This is a genomic window from Novosphingobium sp. BL-S-34, assembly GCF_056857015.1.
In genome coordinates, this window is record NZ_CM166473.1 from 1272778 (window position 1) to 1289090 (window position 16313).

Here is a 16313-nt window from a genome sequence, read left to right on the forward strand (position 1 = left end):
TCCCGCTGCGGCGCAAGCCTAGCCGGCCTGGCCCGCCTTCATGACAAGCAGCGGAGACTCCCGCCGCATCGATACCAGCCAACCCAGCGCGAACAGCGCGGTCGGCAGCCAGAGCAGCAGATGGGCCAGCAGGATCGTCGCCGTTGCCTGCTCGGCATCGACGCCGACGGCGCGGTAGGAAAGCATGCCGAAGAATTCGTAAGACCCGAAATGGCCCGGCAACGCGGGCACCAGCGTGCCCAAGGTCGAGAATGCAAAGGCCACCAGCGGTTTCAATGCACCGCCCACCTCTCCGCCCAGGCTCACCCAGGCACCGAGCATGACGAGGCTTTCCAGCAGCCAGAGCGCGAAGGACAGCAGGACCATGCCCAGGATGCGGCGCGGATCGCCGGTGCCGCGCACGGCCCCTGCCACCGAGCGGGCGGTCTGGGCAATGCGGGCCACCAGAGACAAGGGAAACGTGCGTTCGGCCCATCCGGCCACCGCCTCGATCGCGCCGGGCGAGAGCAGGACGAGCAGGCTCGCCCCTACCGCCACTAACAGCACGAGGCGAAACTGCGCCACGATCTCGGCCGGCAAGGCCGTGTCGACCAGAAGCAGCGCCAGCCCGGCGACCATCAGGATCGAGACGAGATCGAGCACGCGCTCCACCACCATGGCGCCGAGCACATGGCCCATCGGCAGCGAGAAACTGCGGTGGAACCAGTAGACGCGGAACACGTCGCCGAGGCGGAACGGCAGTATGTCGCTGATCCCGAAGCTGGCGACGAAAGGCGCAACGCTCGGCCCGAACGGCACTTGCCGCCCGCCCGGATCGAGCAGGACGCGAAACCGCCAGGCGCGGAGCAGGAAATCGAGCCCATAGGCAAGCAGCGCCAGCACGAGCGGCGGCCAGCTCGCCCGCGCCAGCAAGGCGCCCACGGCCGCCATGTCCACCGAAGTCCAGAGCAGCCCCAGGAACACCGCGCCAACCAGGGCGCCGAGCCAGAAGCGCAGTTGTCCGCCGCCCTTTTTGCTGCCGGCGTCGCCCCCCGCTCCTGCCGCTGCCCGGTCCATGGTCAGCCGTTGTCGCTGATCTGGGACTGATACTTGACGAAAAGCGTGGCCAGGGTGGTGCGGCTGGAAATGTCGAGCTTGCGGTAGATGTTGTGGAGGTGGATGCTCACCGTGCCTTCGGTCGATCCCACCATCCCGGCGATGGCCTTGTTCGAGAAGCCCCGGCAGACCAGCGCGCTGATCTCCTTTTCGCGCGGCGTCAGGCTGGCGATCTCGCCGCCGATATCGACGCCGCCGCCGCGCTTGGCCTTGGCCACGAGGTCTTCGGGCAGCCACTTGCGGCCGGCCATGACCTCATGCAGGCAATCCAGCAGCGAATCCGAGGCATAGTCCTTCAGCAGCAAGCCCCAGACGCCAAGCCCGATGGCCTCGGCGATCTGCCTTCCGGTCATCGTGGCCGAGAGGAATATGACCCGCACAGGCCAGCCGTTCTCGCGAATGGCGCGCAGGATCGCCAGCCCGCCGACATCGGGCATCGACACGTCGAGCACGGCGACTTCGGGCCGCTTGTCGCGGATCACCGCCAAGGCGCGCGTACCGCTGCCCGTCGCTTCCACCAGTTCGACTTCGCGGGTCGCCTGGAGCAGGTCGGCCAGCCCGCGCAGCAACAGCGGATGGTCGTCGGCAACCAGGACCCGGCAGGTCTTGAGGTTCACGACGCTCATGCCGCCTCGTCCAGCGGGATGACCATGGTGACGCGCAGACCGTCGGCACTGTCATTGAGCGCGATCGAGCCGCCGAGCTGCATGGCGCGGCTGCGGAGCGAAACCGGGCCGATCCCGTTCGCCGCCGGTCCCAGGCCGCGCCCGTTGTCCACCACGCCGAGTTCGAGCGCGCTGCCCACGCGCCGCGCTTCCAGTGCGACGCGGGTGGCAGACCCGTGGCGCACGGCATTGGCCGTCGCCTCGGAGAACAGCGCGATCACTTCCTCCACCAGGTTGCGCGGCAAGTGGGTGGAGCGGCCGTGCCAGTCGAAAGCGACAGTGACGCCCCATTTCTTCTCCAGCAGGTCGGCCTGGCGGCGCAAGTCCGCCACCATGTCGGTGGGCTGGTCCGCATAGACGTCGCGCTGTTCCTCCACGAAGCGGCGAATGCGCCGCTGCTGCTCGGTGACGAGTTCCTCGATCGCCTTGAGGTCCTGCGCCACGTCGGGTTCACGGGCGGCCAGGCTGCGCAGTTTCAGACTGGTCGCCGTGAGATCCTGGAGCACGCTGTCGTGCAGGTCCTGCCCCAAGCGGCTGCGTTCCTCGGCACGGGCACTGTCGGCGCGCCGTGCCACCAGCTCGACGTGCTCCAGCTCGGAACCGGTGCGCGCGGCGATGATCTCGGTCAGGGCCAGGGCATCTTCGGGGCGGCCGTCCGGGTCCACCACGATCATCGCGCCGCGAAAGCGCAGGCCCGAAAAGCCGGAGCGCACGGCGTAGTCGTGCGGCAGGGGGCGCGGCAATCCCAGCGCATCGAGCGCCAGCGTCAATCCGGACATTTCTGCGGGGCTGACGAGGCTGGCGCGGGTGCGGTCCATGAAGTCCAGCCGCGCCTCCGCGAAAACGCTGCGGAACGTCGCCGGGTCGAGCGGCAGCAGGCGCAGGCCTTCCTTGCGCCAGTGGGCGATGAACCCGGTCGGCTCGTCCTGCTCGCGCCAGATGAGGATCAGGCTTTCGCAGCCGGTGATCGCGCCGGAATGGCCGCAGAGTTCCGCCAGCCAGCCGCGCCGGTCGCCGACGCCCGCATCCATCGGCCAGCCCGCCAGGCGCGCCAGCCGTTCGCGGCTGCTCTCGCGGTAGGCGCCGAAATAGCCGAGCATCACCGCGCAGACCAGGAAGTAGACGGTGCGGATGATCAGCACGTTCAGCTCCGATTCTCCGTCGAGGATGTCGGGGATGCCGATCGTGAACAGCACCACTTCCAGCATGACCGCGCCGATCATGGCGCCCATGAAGCCCCAGCGCACGGTCATCGCCAGCAAGGTGAAGGGCAGGAACGAGAAGAAGGGGCTGGTCAGTTCGTTGGTCAGGAACGCCAGCCAGCCGAGAATGGCGGTGTCCAGCACATGGACGAGGAAATGGACCGGGCTGTCGACCGGCCGCCGGATCGGCACGGCCACCAGCACGATCGCCATGACGAGGTAGATCGCCAGCACGTCCTGCACTTCCGCGCGGTAGCGGCTGGGCTGGGTGGGGTCGAGATAGATGGCGATGACGGCGAAGATCGCCGTAATCAGCCGTCCATAGCTGATCAGCCGATTGGGATCGGTGATCAGCAAGGCATTGCGTGCCCGGCTGACGCCGGATGCCGTCGCGTCGAAAGTCCGCCCCATGTGTTCTTCGGTTCCTCGCGCCCGCGCGGCATAACGGCCGGAAGCGTAGGAAAAAGCTACGAAGCTGCCGCAATTTCGTCGAGTCAGACTTACTGCTGATCGGCCTGCGAAAAGGGATAAGTGTGCGGTCGAATCCGCAGAACCGGTTGACGAATTCGGGCGCCGGGCCTAGTCAGCGCCCCAGCATCAAGAGTCGGGATCGCGCCCGGCACCAACCTGCTCCCGAGCAAGGTGGTACCTTCGCAGACATGCGAAGGGATGTGGCCGGACCGGCAACAAACGGGTTTTCCAGCTGCATCGCCGTCGTTCCTTCCCCGCTCGCCCGAAGTCCATCGCGCGCCAGAAGGAAGACCGCATGTCCGAACAGTTCCCCTCAGGACCCACGCAGCAGTTCGCCAGCGACAACTATGCCGGCATCTGCCCGGAAGCCTGGAACGCCATGGAGCAGGCCAACCGCGGCTCCGCGACCGCCTATGGCGAGGACGAATGGACGCGCCGCGCCGCCGACGCCTTCCGCGACCTTTTCGCCACCGACTGCGACGTCTATTTCGCCTTCAACGGCACCGCCGCCAATTCGCTGGCGCTGGCCGCGCTGTGCCAGTCCTACCACTCGGTGATCTGCTCGTCCTCGGCCCATGTCGAGACGGACGAGTGCGGCGCGCCGGAGTTCTTCTCCAACGGCTCCAAGCTGCTCGTCGCCCAAAGCGCCGACGGCAAGCTGACCCCCGCCGCCATCCGCGGCCTGGCGACCGGCCGCTCGGACATCCACTTCCCCAAGCCCCGCGTCGTCACGATCACCCAGCCCACCGAAACCGGGCAGGTCTATACCGTGGCCGAGATCGAGGCGATTTCCGCCACCTGCCGCGAACTCGGGCTGAAGCTGCACATGGACGGCGCTCGTTTCGCCCATGCCTGCGCCGCCCTGGACTGCGCGCCGGCGCAGATCACCTGGCAGGCCGGCGTGGACGTGCTCTGCTTCGGCGGCACCAAGAACGGCATGGCGGCGGGCGAGGCGGTGATCTTCTTCGACCATGCCCTGTCCGAGGACTTCGCCTATCGCTGCAAGCAGGCGGGCCAGCTCGCCTCGAAGATGCGCTACCTTTCGGCGCCGTGGATCGGCGTGCTGGAAACCGGCGCCTGGCTGGGCAATGCCCGCCACGCCAATGCCTGCGCCCGCCGGCTGGCCGGCGCCGTCACCGGGATCGAAGGACTGGACCTCATCTTCCCGGTGGAGGCCAATGCCGTGTTCCTGGCCGCGCCCGAGCCGGTGCTGGACGGGCTGCGCGCCCGGGGATGGCGTTTCTACACGTTCATCGGCGGCGGTGCGCGGTTCATGTTCGCCTGGGATGCCGACCCCGCCCAAGTCGACCGTCTCGCCGCCGACGTGATCGCGCTGGCGCGGGAAAGCACCCTCGTGCCGCAAGATTCGGGGACCGCGAATTTTCAGAGAAGCTCTGAGGAATTGGCAGTAAACACCCCATAACTTGCATGTTACGATCGCCCTTCGTGACGAGACGGGGGGCGATCCTTGGCAGAAGTGCGCAAAACGGCAGTCATTCTCGTCCACGGCATCGGCGAGCAGCGGCCGATGGACACACTCTGGAGCTTCATCGACGCGGCATGGTCGAAAGACCGCTCGCTCGTCGCGGGCTATGACAATACCGTCTACTCCAAGCCCGGCGTCACTTCGGACAATTTCGAGCTGCGCCGGGTGACGACGCGTTACTTCGACCCGCCCGATCCCCGCCGCGTCGACTTTTTCGAGTATTACTGGGCGCACATGATGATCGGCAACACGGTGGCCGGGATCGGCCGTTGGATCGCCTCCCTGTTCTTCCGCAGCCCGCAGAGCATTCCGCGCGCCTACCTGCCCTACTGGATCGCGGGTTGGCTGGTGGGCCTGGCGATCACCATCGCCATCGTCGCCTGGCAGCTCCTGTCCGGCGACAAAGCGGATCACCGCCTCTGGTGGACGCTGCTACCCGGCCTGATCGGCCCCGCGCTCACAAGCGTGATCGTGGGCATGCTGGTGCCCTATGTCGGCGACGCGGCACGCTACTTGCGAGCGGAGCCGGACAATGTCGAAGCCCGTCAGCGGATCCGGGCCGGCGGCGTCGAGCTGCTGCGCAAGCTGACCGAAAGCGGCGAGTACGACCGGATCGTGCTGGTCGGCCACAGCCTCGGCTCAGTGATCGCCTATGACATCCTGACCCAGGCCTGGGCGCAGCTCGATCCGCTTCGCCTCCAGGCGCTCCATGCTGCCAGCTCGCGGCTGTTGGAACGACTGACCTTGCTGGAGAAGGCCGGGGCGGTACTCGAAGCGGCCCGGCGCGGCGGCGATTCTGCCCTGGAGGAAACCGCCCTGCCCGCCTGGCGCAATGCCCAGCGCGCCTATCGCCGCGCCCTGGCCGGTGTGCCGGAAGCCCCCTGGCTGGTGAGCGACCTGGTGACGCTCGGCTCGCCGCTGGGCAAGGCGGACCTGCTGCTGGCCGATGATGCCGCCGCCTTCGAGCGCCGAAAGAACCGGCGCGAATTTCCCGTCGACCCGCCACTCTTCGAATATTGGAGCGAGCGGAACCGGCAGTTCTCCTACCCCGAAGGCAAAGGCGCGCGTATCCCCCATCACGCAGCGCCTTTCGCGCCGACCGTCTGGACAAACCACTGGTTTCCCACCTCGCTGCTGGTTCTGGGAGATCCCATCTCCGGCCCGGTGGCGCGCCATTTCGGCGCCGGCGTGAAGGACGTGAAGCTGCCGGGCAAGCGCCTGCGCTTCCAGCACCTGGACTATTGGACGCGAACGCCCAAGGACGAGACCACCCCGGCCGTCGAGGCCCTGCGACAGGCGCTCAACCTCCGCGACCTGGACGAATAGCGCTCCCCCCGTCGATCCCGCAAACGTGTGAAATCCCCATTGCTATTGCGATTGTATCTCATTAGCGGAGCAAATGGAGGGGAAGCTGGCGAAAGTTCGGGATGCTTATCGGCACCTGCTTTCCAGGGTAACGGTGAGTGGCGCCACCAGATTTTCGGAAAGCGATCAGGGGACGCGGCAAGTATTGTTCCAAATTCACTGGTTCCTCGGAATCACGGCCGGCTTCGTGCTGGCTGTCATGGGTTTGACCGGTGCCACGCTGAGTTTCGAGAACGAGATCATGCGCGCCCTCAGCCCGGGCATCGTCACGCTCTCCCACGCCACCGGCCCCGCCCTTTCGCCCGACGAAGTGATCGCCCGCGCCGCCGCCCAGCGCCCCGGCCAGGCCGTGGAGCGCTTGAACGTGGAGAGCGATCCCGACGCGGCCTGGACCGTCCAGTTCGCGGCCCGGGAAGGTGAGCGGCGCGGCGAGCGTAGCTTTGTCGACCCGCATAGCGGCATGCTGCTGGGCCAGGCGACCGGCGCGGGCTTCTTCCGCACGATCGAGAACCTGCACCGCTGGCTGGCCCTGCCCGGCGGCCCCAACGGCATCGGCCGCCAGATCACGGCCTTCTCGGCGATCTCGCTGGTGTTCTTCGCCATTTCCGGTCTCTATTTGCGCTGGCCGCGTCGCACGTTCGACTGGCGGGCCTGGCTCGTGCTCGATCTCAGGAAGAGCGGCCGTAATCTCTATCGCGCGCTCCATGCCGTCATCGGCGGCTGGGTGGCCCTAGTCTATCTGCTCAGCGCCTTGACCGGCCTCTGGTGGTCCTACGACTGGTACCGCCAGGGTGTGCTCTACACCCTCACCGGCAAGACCAGCCGCGAGGAAGGCGGACACGGCGGCACAAAGCCCGATCATGCCCAGGACCCGGCAGCCCCGCCGCGCCTCCTGCGCGCCTGGCCCACCGTGATGACCGCCATGGACGGCCGCTACAGCTCCATTTCCGTCACGCTGCCAGAAGGGCACGAACCCGCGACGTTCCGGGTCCTGCTGGCCGATGCCCGCCACGACCGAATGACCGACGATCTCAAGGTGGACCTTGCGACGGGCAAGCTCGTCAAGGCGGACCGCTATGCCGACCGCAATCTCGGCAAGGTCATCACCACCAGCATGTACGAGTTGCACCGCGGCGCCTTCTTCGGCATCGGCGGACGCATCCTGCTCCTGCTGACCAGCCTGACGATGCCCCTGTTCACGGTCACCGGCCTGCTGCTCTATCTCGCCCGCCGCAAGCGCAAGCGCGCCCTGGCGGAAGTGGCCGAAGCCGCGGCGAGCCAGCCCGCAGGCAACCCCGGCACCGCAGGCGGGATCGGCGACATGCTGATCGCCTTCGCCAGCCAGACCGGCGGCGCCGAGCGTCTCGCCCGGCAGACCGCTTCGGCACTGGGCGGCGCGCGCGTGCTGCCGCTTTCGGCCGTGGACGAAGGCGTGCTTTCCGAAGTCGACCGCGCGCTCTTCGTGGTCAGCACGTATGGTGAAGGCGAACCGCCGGACCCGGCGCGTCGCTTCGCGCGCCAGACCATGGCGACGCCTCCCGGCGCCGATCATCTCGAATATGCCGTGCTGGCGCTGGGTGACCGCGAATATCCCGAGTTCTGCGCCTTCGGCCATTCGGTAGACCGCTGGCTCCATGCCGGCGGTGCCCGCCGCCTGTTCGACATGATCGAGGTCGACGGTGACGACACCGACGCCCAGCGCCAGTGGCAGCAGCAGCTCGCCGCGCTTGGCGCCGAGCCGGACATGCCGGACTGGGAACCTGCCGCCTATTCCCGCTGGCGGCTGGCCTACCGGCGCCGGCTCAACGCCGGAAGTGCCGGCGGCCCCGCCTTCCTCGTCAGTCTGGAGCCCTGCGACGGCAGCGCTGCCTGGCAGGCCGGCGACATTGCCGAAGTGCTGCCCGGCGCCAACGATCCCGCCCGCGTCGCGGCCTATCTGGCCCACTGCGGCTTGGCCGGGTCGGAAATGGCGCAGGGCCAGCCGCTGGCCCACCACCTCGCCCTGGCGCTGATTCCCGACCATCCCGTCGCCACTGCAGAGGAACTTCTGGCCGCGCTGCGCCCGCTGCCCCACCGCGAATATTCGATTGCATCGATCCCGGCGGACGGCCGCCTCGACCTGCTGATCCGGCAAGTCGAACGAACCGACGGCACCCTGGGGCTGGGCTCGGGCTGGCTGACGCATTTCGCCCCCCTCGGCAGCGAGATCGCCCTGCGACTGCGCGGCAATGAAGGCTTCCACGCGCCCGTAGCCGGCCCTGCCGGACCGCGGCGGATGATCCTGATCGGCAACGGGACGGGCCTTGCCGGGCTGCGCGGCCATTTGCGCGCTTCCGAAGCGGCTGGGCGCGGCGGTCACTGGCTGCTGTTCGGTGAGCGCAATCGCGATCACGACGCCCTGCTGCCTGACGAGATCGAGCACTGGCTGGCACGCGGCACCCTCACCCGGCTCGACCGCGCCTGGTCACGCGATGCCGATTGCGGGCGTTACGTCCAGCACCTTTGCGCCGAGGCCGAAGCCGACTTGCGGGACTGGGTGGAAAACGGCGCGGCGATCATGGTCTGCGGCAGCCTTCAGGGCATGGCCCCCGCCGTCGACGCCGCATTGCGCGCGGCGCTTGGCGACGAGCGCCTGGAAGGGATGGCCGAAGCCGGGCTCTACCGCCGCGACATCTATTGAGGCCCCGGCCCGGAGAAACATTCCGAAACGCGTGGGACACCAACAGGAAGCCGGTTCCTGAGCAATATGCGGTTCGTCAACGCAAGCGGAAAGGAACCGGCGATGGTCCGTAGGCGTAACACGGCTCCGGGGTGGCTGCTGCCGCTCCTGCTGGTCGGATCGATGGTCGCTGCCGCAATCGCCGTCGCTTTCGTCTCGACCGTGGAGTGAAGGATTCGCCGGTGGTGAAACACGCCAGGAGTCCCGATTGCCCCATAGTACGCCTCTCGTCGCAACGGTCGTCGCCGGTCTGGTCGCCGCCTTTGCGATGGGTGCTCTTGCCCACCGGCTGAGGATATCGCCGGTCGCCGGCTATCTCTTCGCCGGAGTGCTGGTCGGCCCCTTCACGCCGGGCGTCGTGGCGGACAGCGCGCTGGCGAACGAACTGGCGGAGCTGGGCGTGATCCTGCTGATGTTCGGCGTCGGCCTGCACTTTTCCGTCCGCGACCTGCTCTCGGTCCGCAAGATTGCCGTGCCCGGTGCCGTGCTCCAGATCGCCTTCGCCACCGCGCTGGGAGCGGGGCTGGCGACCTGGCTCGGCTGGAACCTTGCCGGCGGCCTGGTGTTCGGCCTCGCGCTGTCCGTGGCCAGTACCGTGGTGCTGCTGAGAGCGATGCAGGTCGGCAAGCTGATGGACACCGAACGCGGCCGCATCGCCGTCGGCTGGCTGATCGTCGAGGATCTGGCCATGGTGCTGGTTCTCGTGCTGCTGCCCGCGCTCGCCGGCTTGGCCAACGGACGCGCGCAATCGGGCATGGAACTGGCGTGGATGATCGGCCTGACCCTGGCGAAAGTCGGCGGCTTCATCGCGCTCATGCTGATCGTCGGCAAGCGGGTGATCCCGGCCGCGCTGCACTGGGCCGCCCATACCGGCTCGCGTGAGCTGTTCCGCCTCGCGGTCCTGGCGATCGCGCTGGGCGTCGCGTTCGGAGCGGCCTACGTCTTCGACGTCTCCTTCGCGCTGGGCGCCTTCTTCGCCGGCATGGTCATGGGCGAGAAGCAGCTCAGCCGCCGCGCCGCCGAAGAGACTTTGCCGCTGCGCGATGCTTTCGCCGTACTGTTCTTCGTCTCGGTCGGCATGTTGTTCGACCCGGCGGTGGTGGTGGAGCATGGCGGCGCGGTTCTGGCCACGGTGCTGATCGTCATCCTCGGCAAATCCCTGGCCGCCATCGCCATCGTGCGGTTCTTCGGCCACTCGCTGCTTACCGCGCTGACGGTCGCCGCCGGTCTCGCCCAGATCGGCGAGTTCTCCTTCATGCTGGCCGCGCTGGGCGTCAAACTTGGCGTCCTGCCCGAAGAGGGGCGCGACCTCATCCTGGCCGGTGCGATCTTCTCGATCTTCGCCAATCCCCTGCTCTTCCGCTGGCTGGCCGGGCGGCACAGCATCGTCAAGTCCGTGGCCGCGTCGGAGAGTGCAAGACGCGCGCCGTCCGCAGCCGGAGAGCGCGTGGTGCTGGTCGGCTACGGCCGGGTCGGACGGCTGGTGGCGGACGGCATCTCCGGCGAGGCCCGCCAGATGGTCATAGTGGAAGAACGCGCCGACCTGGCCCGTTCGGCGCGGGAGATCGGCCATGAAGTGGTGGAGGGAAATGCCTCCAGCATGGATATTCTCGAAGAAGCGGGCATCGGCGAAGCCACGCGGTTGATGATCGCCATACCGGAAGGTTTCGAAGCCGGCGTGATCGCCCAGCATGCCCGTCAGCGAAATCCCGACATCCAGATCCTCGCACGGGCGCATTCCGACGAGGAGGTCGATCACCTCGAAAAGATCGGCGCGGACCATGTCGTGATGGGTGAACGCGAGATCGCCCGCCGCCTGCTGGAGCTTCTGCAATCGTCGCGGCGCCAGGGCAGCGGCGAGCCCGCCTGAATGCGGCCCCGGTTCCTCCATTTGGCTGATCGCCGGGCGGGAATGGTGAATTTCTCCTAAGCTATCCGAAGCGGCTCTGCAAAAGCGTGTTAGCTGCCGGCGCCATACGGCGTAGCGCTTCGAAAATCTGGTGAGGGCGGGCCATCCTCAAGAGCGGCTTAACAGCCCGCGACGTTCCTGTACTTTCATGACTGGGGCGGAATGCGGAGATAAGTCATGGAAAAGCCCAAAATCTTCAATGGACCGGAAGGAGAGAGCGATCGCCGCTCATTCCTGACCGCCTGCGGTAAATATTCGCTGCTGGTGCCGCCAACCATGACCATGCTCCTGTCCACGACACTAACTTCGCCCGCCATCGCCAAGTCCGGCGGACATGCCGGCGGCGGAAACGGCGGCGGGGGAGCCGGCGGTGGCGGCGGCGGGGGAGGAGCCGGGGGCGGTGGCGGAGGTGGTGGCGGCGGAGCCGGTGGAGGCGGCGGCGCGGGCGGTCCCGTCGCCCGCGTGGACGACATCTGCAACACAGGCGAATCCTCGACCGAGACACTCGGAGACCGCACCCAGCTTGCCGCCAATCAGGATCTGGAGGTCCGCGCGCGGACGTGGAAAGCCACATGCTGCAGCGATCCGGAACCGAAGGCGCGCAGCCGTCCTTTCCTTGCCCGGGTGCAAGCCAAGTTCGGCAAGGGGCCGGGCCGGGTCCCCAATTCGTCCTGCCAGCGCGTCTGACAGGATGATTGCGACCTAAGCAAGTCCGGCGTTTCCTAGCGTTCGCGCATCGCTTCGGCTGCCTTGTTGATGGGCTTCATGAGGTATTGCAGGATCGTCTTCCGCCCGGTCCTGATCTCCACGGTCGCCACCATGCCGGGCATGATCGCGTATTCATGGCCGTTCTTGGCGCGCAAGGTCGAACGCTGGGTCCGCACATAAACGCGGTAATAGACCTGATCGCGATGGACCTCGTCCTGCAGCGTATCGGGGGAAATGCGATCGACCGTCCCCGCCAGGGTGCCGTAGATCGAGGGATCGTATGCGGTGATCTTCACTGTCGCAGGCTGCCCCGGACGGATGAAGGCGATGTCCCGCGGCTGCACGCGGGATTCGATCAGGAGCTGGTCCTCCAGCGGCACGATTTCCATCAGCGAACCGCCCGGCTGGATCACGCCGCCGATGGTGGTCACTTCCAGGTTCTTCACGATGCCGCGAACGGGTGAATAGAGGATCGTGCGGTCCAGCTGGTCGCGGCGACCGCCGATGACCTGGGTGACCTGGTCCAGTTCCGCCCGCGCTTTCGCATAGTCAGCGCTGGCATCGATGACGTACTGGTTGCGCATTGAATCGAGCTTGGCCTGTATCTCGTTCTCCTGCCGGCGAAGCTGGATGATCTCCACCTGGTTCGCAGCGCCCAGATCGACGAGCGGCTCGGTCATGGCCAACTGGCGGCGGGTCAGAGCCAGAGACTGCCGCATGCTGGCCGTCGCGACATCGAGGTTCTGGCGCCGCGATCGCATCAGCTCCAGTTCGCGCGCCATGAGACCGGGTGTCTCCTTGACCGACGCGGGAAAGTTGGGACTGCCACCGCTGATTTCAGCCTCCAGCCGCGCGGCGGTCGCCTCCAGTGCCCGCGCTTTCGCCTCCGCCTCGCCCAGCATCGAACTGAAGCGCGCGCGGTCAAGCGTGGCGAGCTTTTCATGGGGGCGGACGATATCGCCTTCATGCACGAAGATGCCGTTGACGATCCCGCCCTCAAGGCTCTGGATCACCTGCGAGCGCGACGGCGGCGTGACTTTGCCGGAACCGACCGTCACTTCGTCCAGTACGCCGAAATAGCTCCAGACCAGGAAGGCCAGGATGCCCACCGAGAGGATCGGGATGATCCGCAGCCGCCCCACGGTTCGCAGCCAGCGGCTGTCTTCCTCTCCGCGCAGGCCCTCGAGCAAGCCGCCGCCAGCAATCGCGCTTGTGGGGTTACCGGCCGTCATACCTGCTTCTCCCTGATCCCGGCCGGTCCGGCCAGGGCGCCGAGCACTTTCTCCTTCGGCCCATCCAGCGCGATGCGGCCGGAGTCTATGACGACGATACGGTCCACCAGTTCGAGGAGACCCGGCCGATTGGTTGTGACCACGAGCGTGCGGCCGCGCAGCCATTGCCCAAGGTTGGCGACGAGCGCCCGCTCGCTGATGTCGTCGAGCGGGGCGGAAGGCTCGTCGAGCAGGAGGATGTTGCTATTGCGCAGCAGGGCGCGGGTCAGGAGCAACGTCTGCCTTTGCCCGCCGGACAGTCCGGCGCCGCCCTCCTGCAGCAGCAGGTCGAGACCTTGCGGCTGGTTCTGTACGAGCGGCAGCCCCCCGGTTACGGCCAGAGCGTGGAGGATCTGTTCGTCGTTCACGCCCGGCGCGCCGATCAGCAGGTTTTCGCGGATGGTGCCCAGGAAGAGCTGCGCGCCCTGCCCCAGATAGGCCGTGTCGCGGCGGACATCGACGGGGTTGATAAGCGTCAGGTTGGTCCCGTCCAGGAGCACTTCGCCGCTGGTCGGCCAGGCAAGGCCCGACAGCAAGCGGAGCAGCGTGGACTTGCCCGCCCCGATCCGGCCGAGGAATGCCACGCGCTCCCCGGCGCGGATCGACAGACGCTCCACTTTCAGTGCAAGCGGTCCATCGGGATCGTAGGCGTATGTCAAATCCTTGATTTCATAATAGCCGTTGAGCGTCGCCCGGCGCAGCAGGCCCCGTTCGGGATCGTGGTCCACCGGCTTGTCGAACAGATCCTCCAACCCGGTCATCGCCACTTTGGCATTCTGCCAGCGGGTGAATATCTGCCCGAACGGCACGAACAGGACCAGTGCGCGGCTCGTGAGGATCGAACAGGCGATCAGGGCGCCCATCGTCATGTCGCCTTCCATGACCTTGAAGGCGCCCGCCACGACCACGGCCGTATAGGCGAGTTGCTGAAGCGTCTGCGTCCAGTTGACGAAAAGCGCGGAAAGGAAGCGCTGTTCGGCGCCGACACGGGTGCCGGCAAGGGTCAGGCGTTCCCAAAGCGACTGGAAACGGGCTTCGGCCTGTGCCGACTTGATCTCGTCGATCCTTTCGATCGATTCGACCAGGATCGCGTTGCGCAGCGCCCCTTCCCGCATGCCTTCGGTGGCGAGGCGGGCCAGCGGGCGCTGAAGCAGCAGTCCCGGCAGCAGGATCAGGACAGCCGCGCCGATCAGCACGAAGGTCAATTGTCCCGCCAGGAAGGCGAAGAGCACCAGGAACAGCAGGATGAACGGCAGGTCGATCATCGCCGAAACGGTGGTGGACGTCAGCATTTCGCGTATCTGCTCGACATCGCGCAACTGGGCGATCAGCGCGCCGGTCGAGCGCGGACGGGCATCGTTGCGGATGTCCAGCGCGCGGGCGAAAATGCGCGAGGAAATCGCGATGTCGGCGCGCCGGCCGATGCGGTCCACCAGTTGGACGCGCGCCGTGCGCAGCAACAGTTCCAGGAACAGCGCCAGCCCGGTCCCCAGCGCCAGCACCCATAGCGTGGGGACGGACTGGGCCGGGATCACCCGGTCCCACACCTGCATGGCGAAGAGCGAGGTCGCGAACGTGAGGAGATTGCCGAAGACCGACCCGAGCACCACTTCGCCATAGCCGCGCCGGTCGGCCATGATGATGTCCCACAGCCAGGACCGCGAAGGTGCCCGCAGGAATTCGTCCAGCCGGGCGTCGCGCGAACGCGTGGAGAGCGGCTCCACGAAACCGACGCGGCCGGTGGTCCGGCCGCGGAACGTGTCGAGCGACAGTTCCACGGGCGCATCGTGCCGCATTCCGGGCATGGAAACGCGCACGCCCAGCCCGTCCCGGGCGTGTAGGATCGCCGTGCTCTGGTCGTTGAGTTCGACGATGGCCGGAAGCAGCAGTTGCGGCACGTCGTCAACGCGCATGTTCACGATCTGGAAGTCCAGCCCCGAGAGGCGCGCGGCGTGAACCAGGGTCTTCTCAGCGTCCAGGCCTTCGGACCAGTAGAGGCGTTTCGCCAGTTCCTGCGCGCCCACCGGCACGCCTTTCAGAGTGCCGAGGGCCGCGACGGCGGCGGTCCAGGGCGGCTGGACGATATCGGCGCTGTCAGCCATCGAAGTCTTCCTCCTCACGCAGGCGGGCAGGCAGGCCGAGCGAAGGCCGCAAGGTGCCGCTGACGTTTTCGAAACGGACGCGCGCTTCCATGATGTCGTATTGCGCAGCGATGCGCGAACTGGCTGCGCGGTAGATCTCAAGCTGGGTGTTCAGCAGTTCCGTAAGGGTGCGCTTGCCCAACTTGTATTCCTCGAAGAAGATGCGACTGGCGGTGACAGCCTGCTCTTCCTGGCGGGAATAGGCCGAGATGCGGGCCTGCCCGGCGCGGATTTGCTGGCGGGCCGAAAGCGCCTTGCCCCGTGCTTCCAACACTGCGGAATCACGCGCCGCCTCGGCCCCGCGGCGATCTTCCTCTGCGGCCTCGATCAGGTAGTGGTTGCTGCGGCGATAGAGGTCTCCGGTAACGGTCACCATCCCCGCGAAGGAATTGTCGCGCGTATTGTAGGTGTAGTTGTTGCGCGTGTAGCCGAGTTGGAGGCCCAGCCGGGGGTAGCGTTCGGCCTTGGCCTGGCCGATCTTCGAGGCGGCGGCATGTTCGGCCTGTTCGGTGGCCACCACCGCGGGCAGCTTGTCATAGTCCGGCTCGTCGTCGCCCGTCTCGAAGCGGGATATCTGTGCGGTCGGGTCCTCATAGCTCTGCGGAAGATCGCCGATGAGATTGAGCAGGCCGGACTGCGCGACAGCGAGCGAGGTTTCCGCCTGGATCGCCTCTCCCCGGGCGCTTTCCACCCGGACATCGGCGAGCATGAGGTCCGACTTGTCGGACACGCCGGCGTTGACCCGCAGGCCGATCAGGTGGCGCAGCCGTTCCAGCTCCTCCACTTGCTTGCGGGCCTCAACCGAAAGCAGTTCGAAGCGCTTGACCTCCAGGAAAGCCATGGCGCCCTGCTCCGCCAGTTGGTCCGCGACGGATTCCAATTCATATCGGCGCTGACGCATGGTTGAACGGGCGGCGCCGATCTCTCCCTTGGAGCGGCCGAAATCCCAGACCTGCTGCTGCAGATAGACGCTCGGCCCGGCCATGTTTTCGTTGAAACCGGAAGTGTTGCGGCCGGAAAGCATGTTCGGTCCGAGATTGGCCTGATAGGAAACCTGAGGCGTCCAGGCCGACTTGGCCGCGCCGAGATCGGCCCGCCCCCGCGCCAGGGCAGCGTTGGCGCGCGAAATCTCCGGGTGGCGCATCAAGGTGAGCACCACGGCATCGGAGAGATCGAGCCGGCCCGGCACCAACGGGGCATCGGACTGATCGTCGCCCGGCTGCCCGGAAGCTGCCTGGCCGGAGCCGGGAGGCAAGCCTTGCGGCGGCGGTGGAACAGCCT

General features: G+C 67.0%; 11 protein-coding genes and 1 riboswitch. Of the genes, 5 read left to right on the forward strand and 6 right to left on the reverse strand.

Features of this window, described 5'->3' with window-relative positions:
- Positions 1 to 18 precede the first annotated feature (18 nt).
- From AC1VV3_RS19470 to AC1VV3_RS19480, 3 genes are read right to left on the reverse strand one after another with little or no spacing between them, the layout of a single operon-like run.
- On the reverse strand, positions 19 to 1056 hold the full coding sequence (locus AC1VV3_RS19470) for a lysylphosphatidylglycerol synthase transmembrane domain-containing protein (RefSeq protein WP_482962190.1): 1038 nt from the start codon (positions 1054 to 1056) through the stop codon (positions 19 to 21).
- Positions 1057 to 1058: 2 nt separating this feature from the next.
- On the reverse strand, positions 1059 to 1721 hold the full coding sequence (locus AC1VV3_RS19475) for a response regulator (protein WP_132269350.1): 663 nt from the start codon (positions 1719 to 1721) through the stop codon (positions 1059 to 1061).
- On the reverse strand, positions 1718 to 3373 hold the full coding sequence (locus tag AC1VV3_RS19480) for a sensor histidine kinase (protein ID WP_132269348.1): 1656 nt from the start codon (positions 3371 to 3373) through the stop codon (positions 1718 to 1720). Before AC1VV3_RS19480 ends, AC1VV3_RS19475 begins: the two co-directional genes overlap by 4 nt.
- Before the next feature lie 178 nt (positions 3374 to 3551).
- Positions 3552 to 3663, forward strand: a riboswitch (SAM-I-IV-variant riboswitch).
- A 65-nt stretch (positions 3664 to 3728) separates the two neighbouring features.
- On the opposite strand from AC1VV3_RS19480, the gene AC1VV3_RS19485 reads away from it, so the two are divergent.
- From AC1VV3_RS19485 to AC1VV3_RS19505, 5 genes are all read left to right on the forward strand, one after another.
- Positions 3729 to 4856: a threonine aldolase family protein gene (locus AC1VV3_RS19485; protein ID WP_482962191.1), complete on the forward strand. Its 1128-nt coding sequence runs from the start codon at positions 3729 to 3731 to the stop codon at positions 4854 to 4856.
- A gap of 45 nt (positions 4857 to 4901) precedes the next feature.
- Positions 4902 to 6245, forward strand: a complete 1344-nt coding sequence (locus AC1VV3_RS19490) for an alpha/beta fold hydrolase (protein ID WP_482962192.1) — start codon at positions 4902 to 4904, stop codon at positions 6243 to 6245.
- A 133-nt stretch (positions 6246 to 6378) separates the two neighbouring features.
- The gene (locus AC1VV3_RS19495; protein WP_482962193.1) at positions 6379 to 8964 is read left to right on the forward strand and encodes a PepSY domain-containing protein; all 2586 of its coding nucleotides are present in this window, start codon (positions 6379 to 6381) and stop codon (positions 8962 to 8964) included.
- A 247-nt stretch (positions 8965 to 9211) separates the two neighbouring features.
- Positions 9212 to 10873, forward strand: a complete 1662-nt coding sequence (locus AC1VV3_RS19500) for a cation:proton antiporter domain-containing protein (RefSeq protein ID WP_482962194.1) — start codon at positions 9212 to 9214, stop codon at positions 10871 to 10873.
- Positions 10874 to 11089: 216 nt separating this feature from the next.
- Positions 11090 to 11599, forward strand: coding sequence for a hypothetical protein (locus AC1VV3_RS19505; protein WP_482962195.1), 510 nt, complete (start codon positions 11090 to 11092; stop codon positions 11597 to 11599).
- A 35-nt stretch (positions 11600 to 11634) separates the two neighbouring features.
- Here the strand turns inward: AC1VV3_RS19505 and AC1VV3_RS19510 are convergent, their stop codons facing one another.
- Genes AC1VV3_RS19510 through AC1VV3_RS19520 form a run of 3 tightly spaced genes read right to left on the reverse strand, consistent with a single transcriptional unit; the run spans position 11635 to position 16287 of the window.
- Positions 11635 to 12852: an HlyD family type I secretion periplasmic adaptor subunit gene (locus AC1VV3_RS19510; protein ID WP_482962196.1), complete on the reverse strand. Its 1218-nt coding sequence runs from the start codon at positions 12850 to 12852 to the stop codon at positions 11635 to 11637.
- Complete coding sequence (locus tag AC1VV3_RS19515; protein ID WP_134096135.1) at positions 12849 to 14993, reverse strand: type I secretion system permease/ATPase; 2145 nt, start codon at positions 14991 to 14993, stop codon at positions 12849 to 12851. The genes AC1VV3_RS19510 and AC1VV3_RS19515 overlap by 4 nt, the downstream gene beginning before the upstream one ends.
- Positions 14986 to 16287, reverse strand: a complete 1302-nt coding sequence (locus AC1VV3_RS19520) for a TolC family protein (RefSeq protein WP_482962197.1) — start codon at positions 16285 to 16287, stop codon at positions 14986 to 14988. Before AC1VV3_RS19520 ends, AC1VV3_RS19515 begins: the two co-directional genes overlap by 8 nt.
- Between the last annotated feature and the right edge of the window lie 26 nt (positions 16288 to 16313).

Coding starts and splice junctions, on each gene's coding strand:
- AC1VV3_RS19470 (WP_482962190.1), bottom strand. CDS start 1,056: ATGGACCGGGCAGCGGCAGGAGCGGGGGGCGACGCCGGCAGCAAAAAG.
- AC1VV3_RS19475 (WP_132269350.1), bottom strand. CDS start 1,721: ATGAGCGTCGTGAACCTCAAGACCTGCCGGGTCCTGGTTGCCGACGAC.
- AC1VV3_RS19480 (WP_132269348.1), bottom strand. CDS start 3,373: ATGGGGCGGACTTTCGACGCGACGGCATCCGGCGTCAGCCGGGCACGC.
- AC1VV3_RS19485 (WP_482962191.1), top strand. CDS start 3,729: ATGTCCGAACAGTTCCCCTCAGGACCCACGCAGCAGTTCGCCAGCGAC.
- AC1VV3_RS19505 (WP_482962195.1), top strand. CDS start 11,090: ATGGAAAAGCCCAAAATCTTCAATGGACCGGAAGGAGAGAGCGATCGC.
- AC1VV3_RS19510 (WP_482962196.1), bottom strand. CDS start 12,852: ATGACGGCCGGTAACCCCACAAGCGCGATTGCTGGCGGCGGCTTGCTC.
- AC1VV3_RS19515 (WP_134096135.1), bottom strand. CDS start 14,993: ATGGCTGACAGCGCCGATATCGTCCAGCCGCCCTGGACCGCCGCCGTC.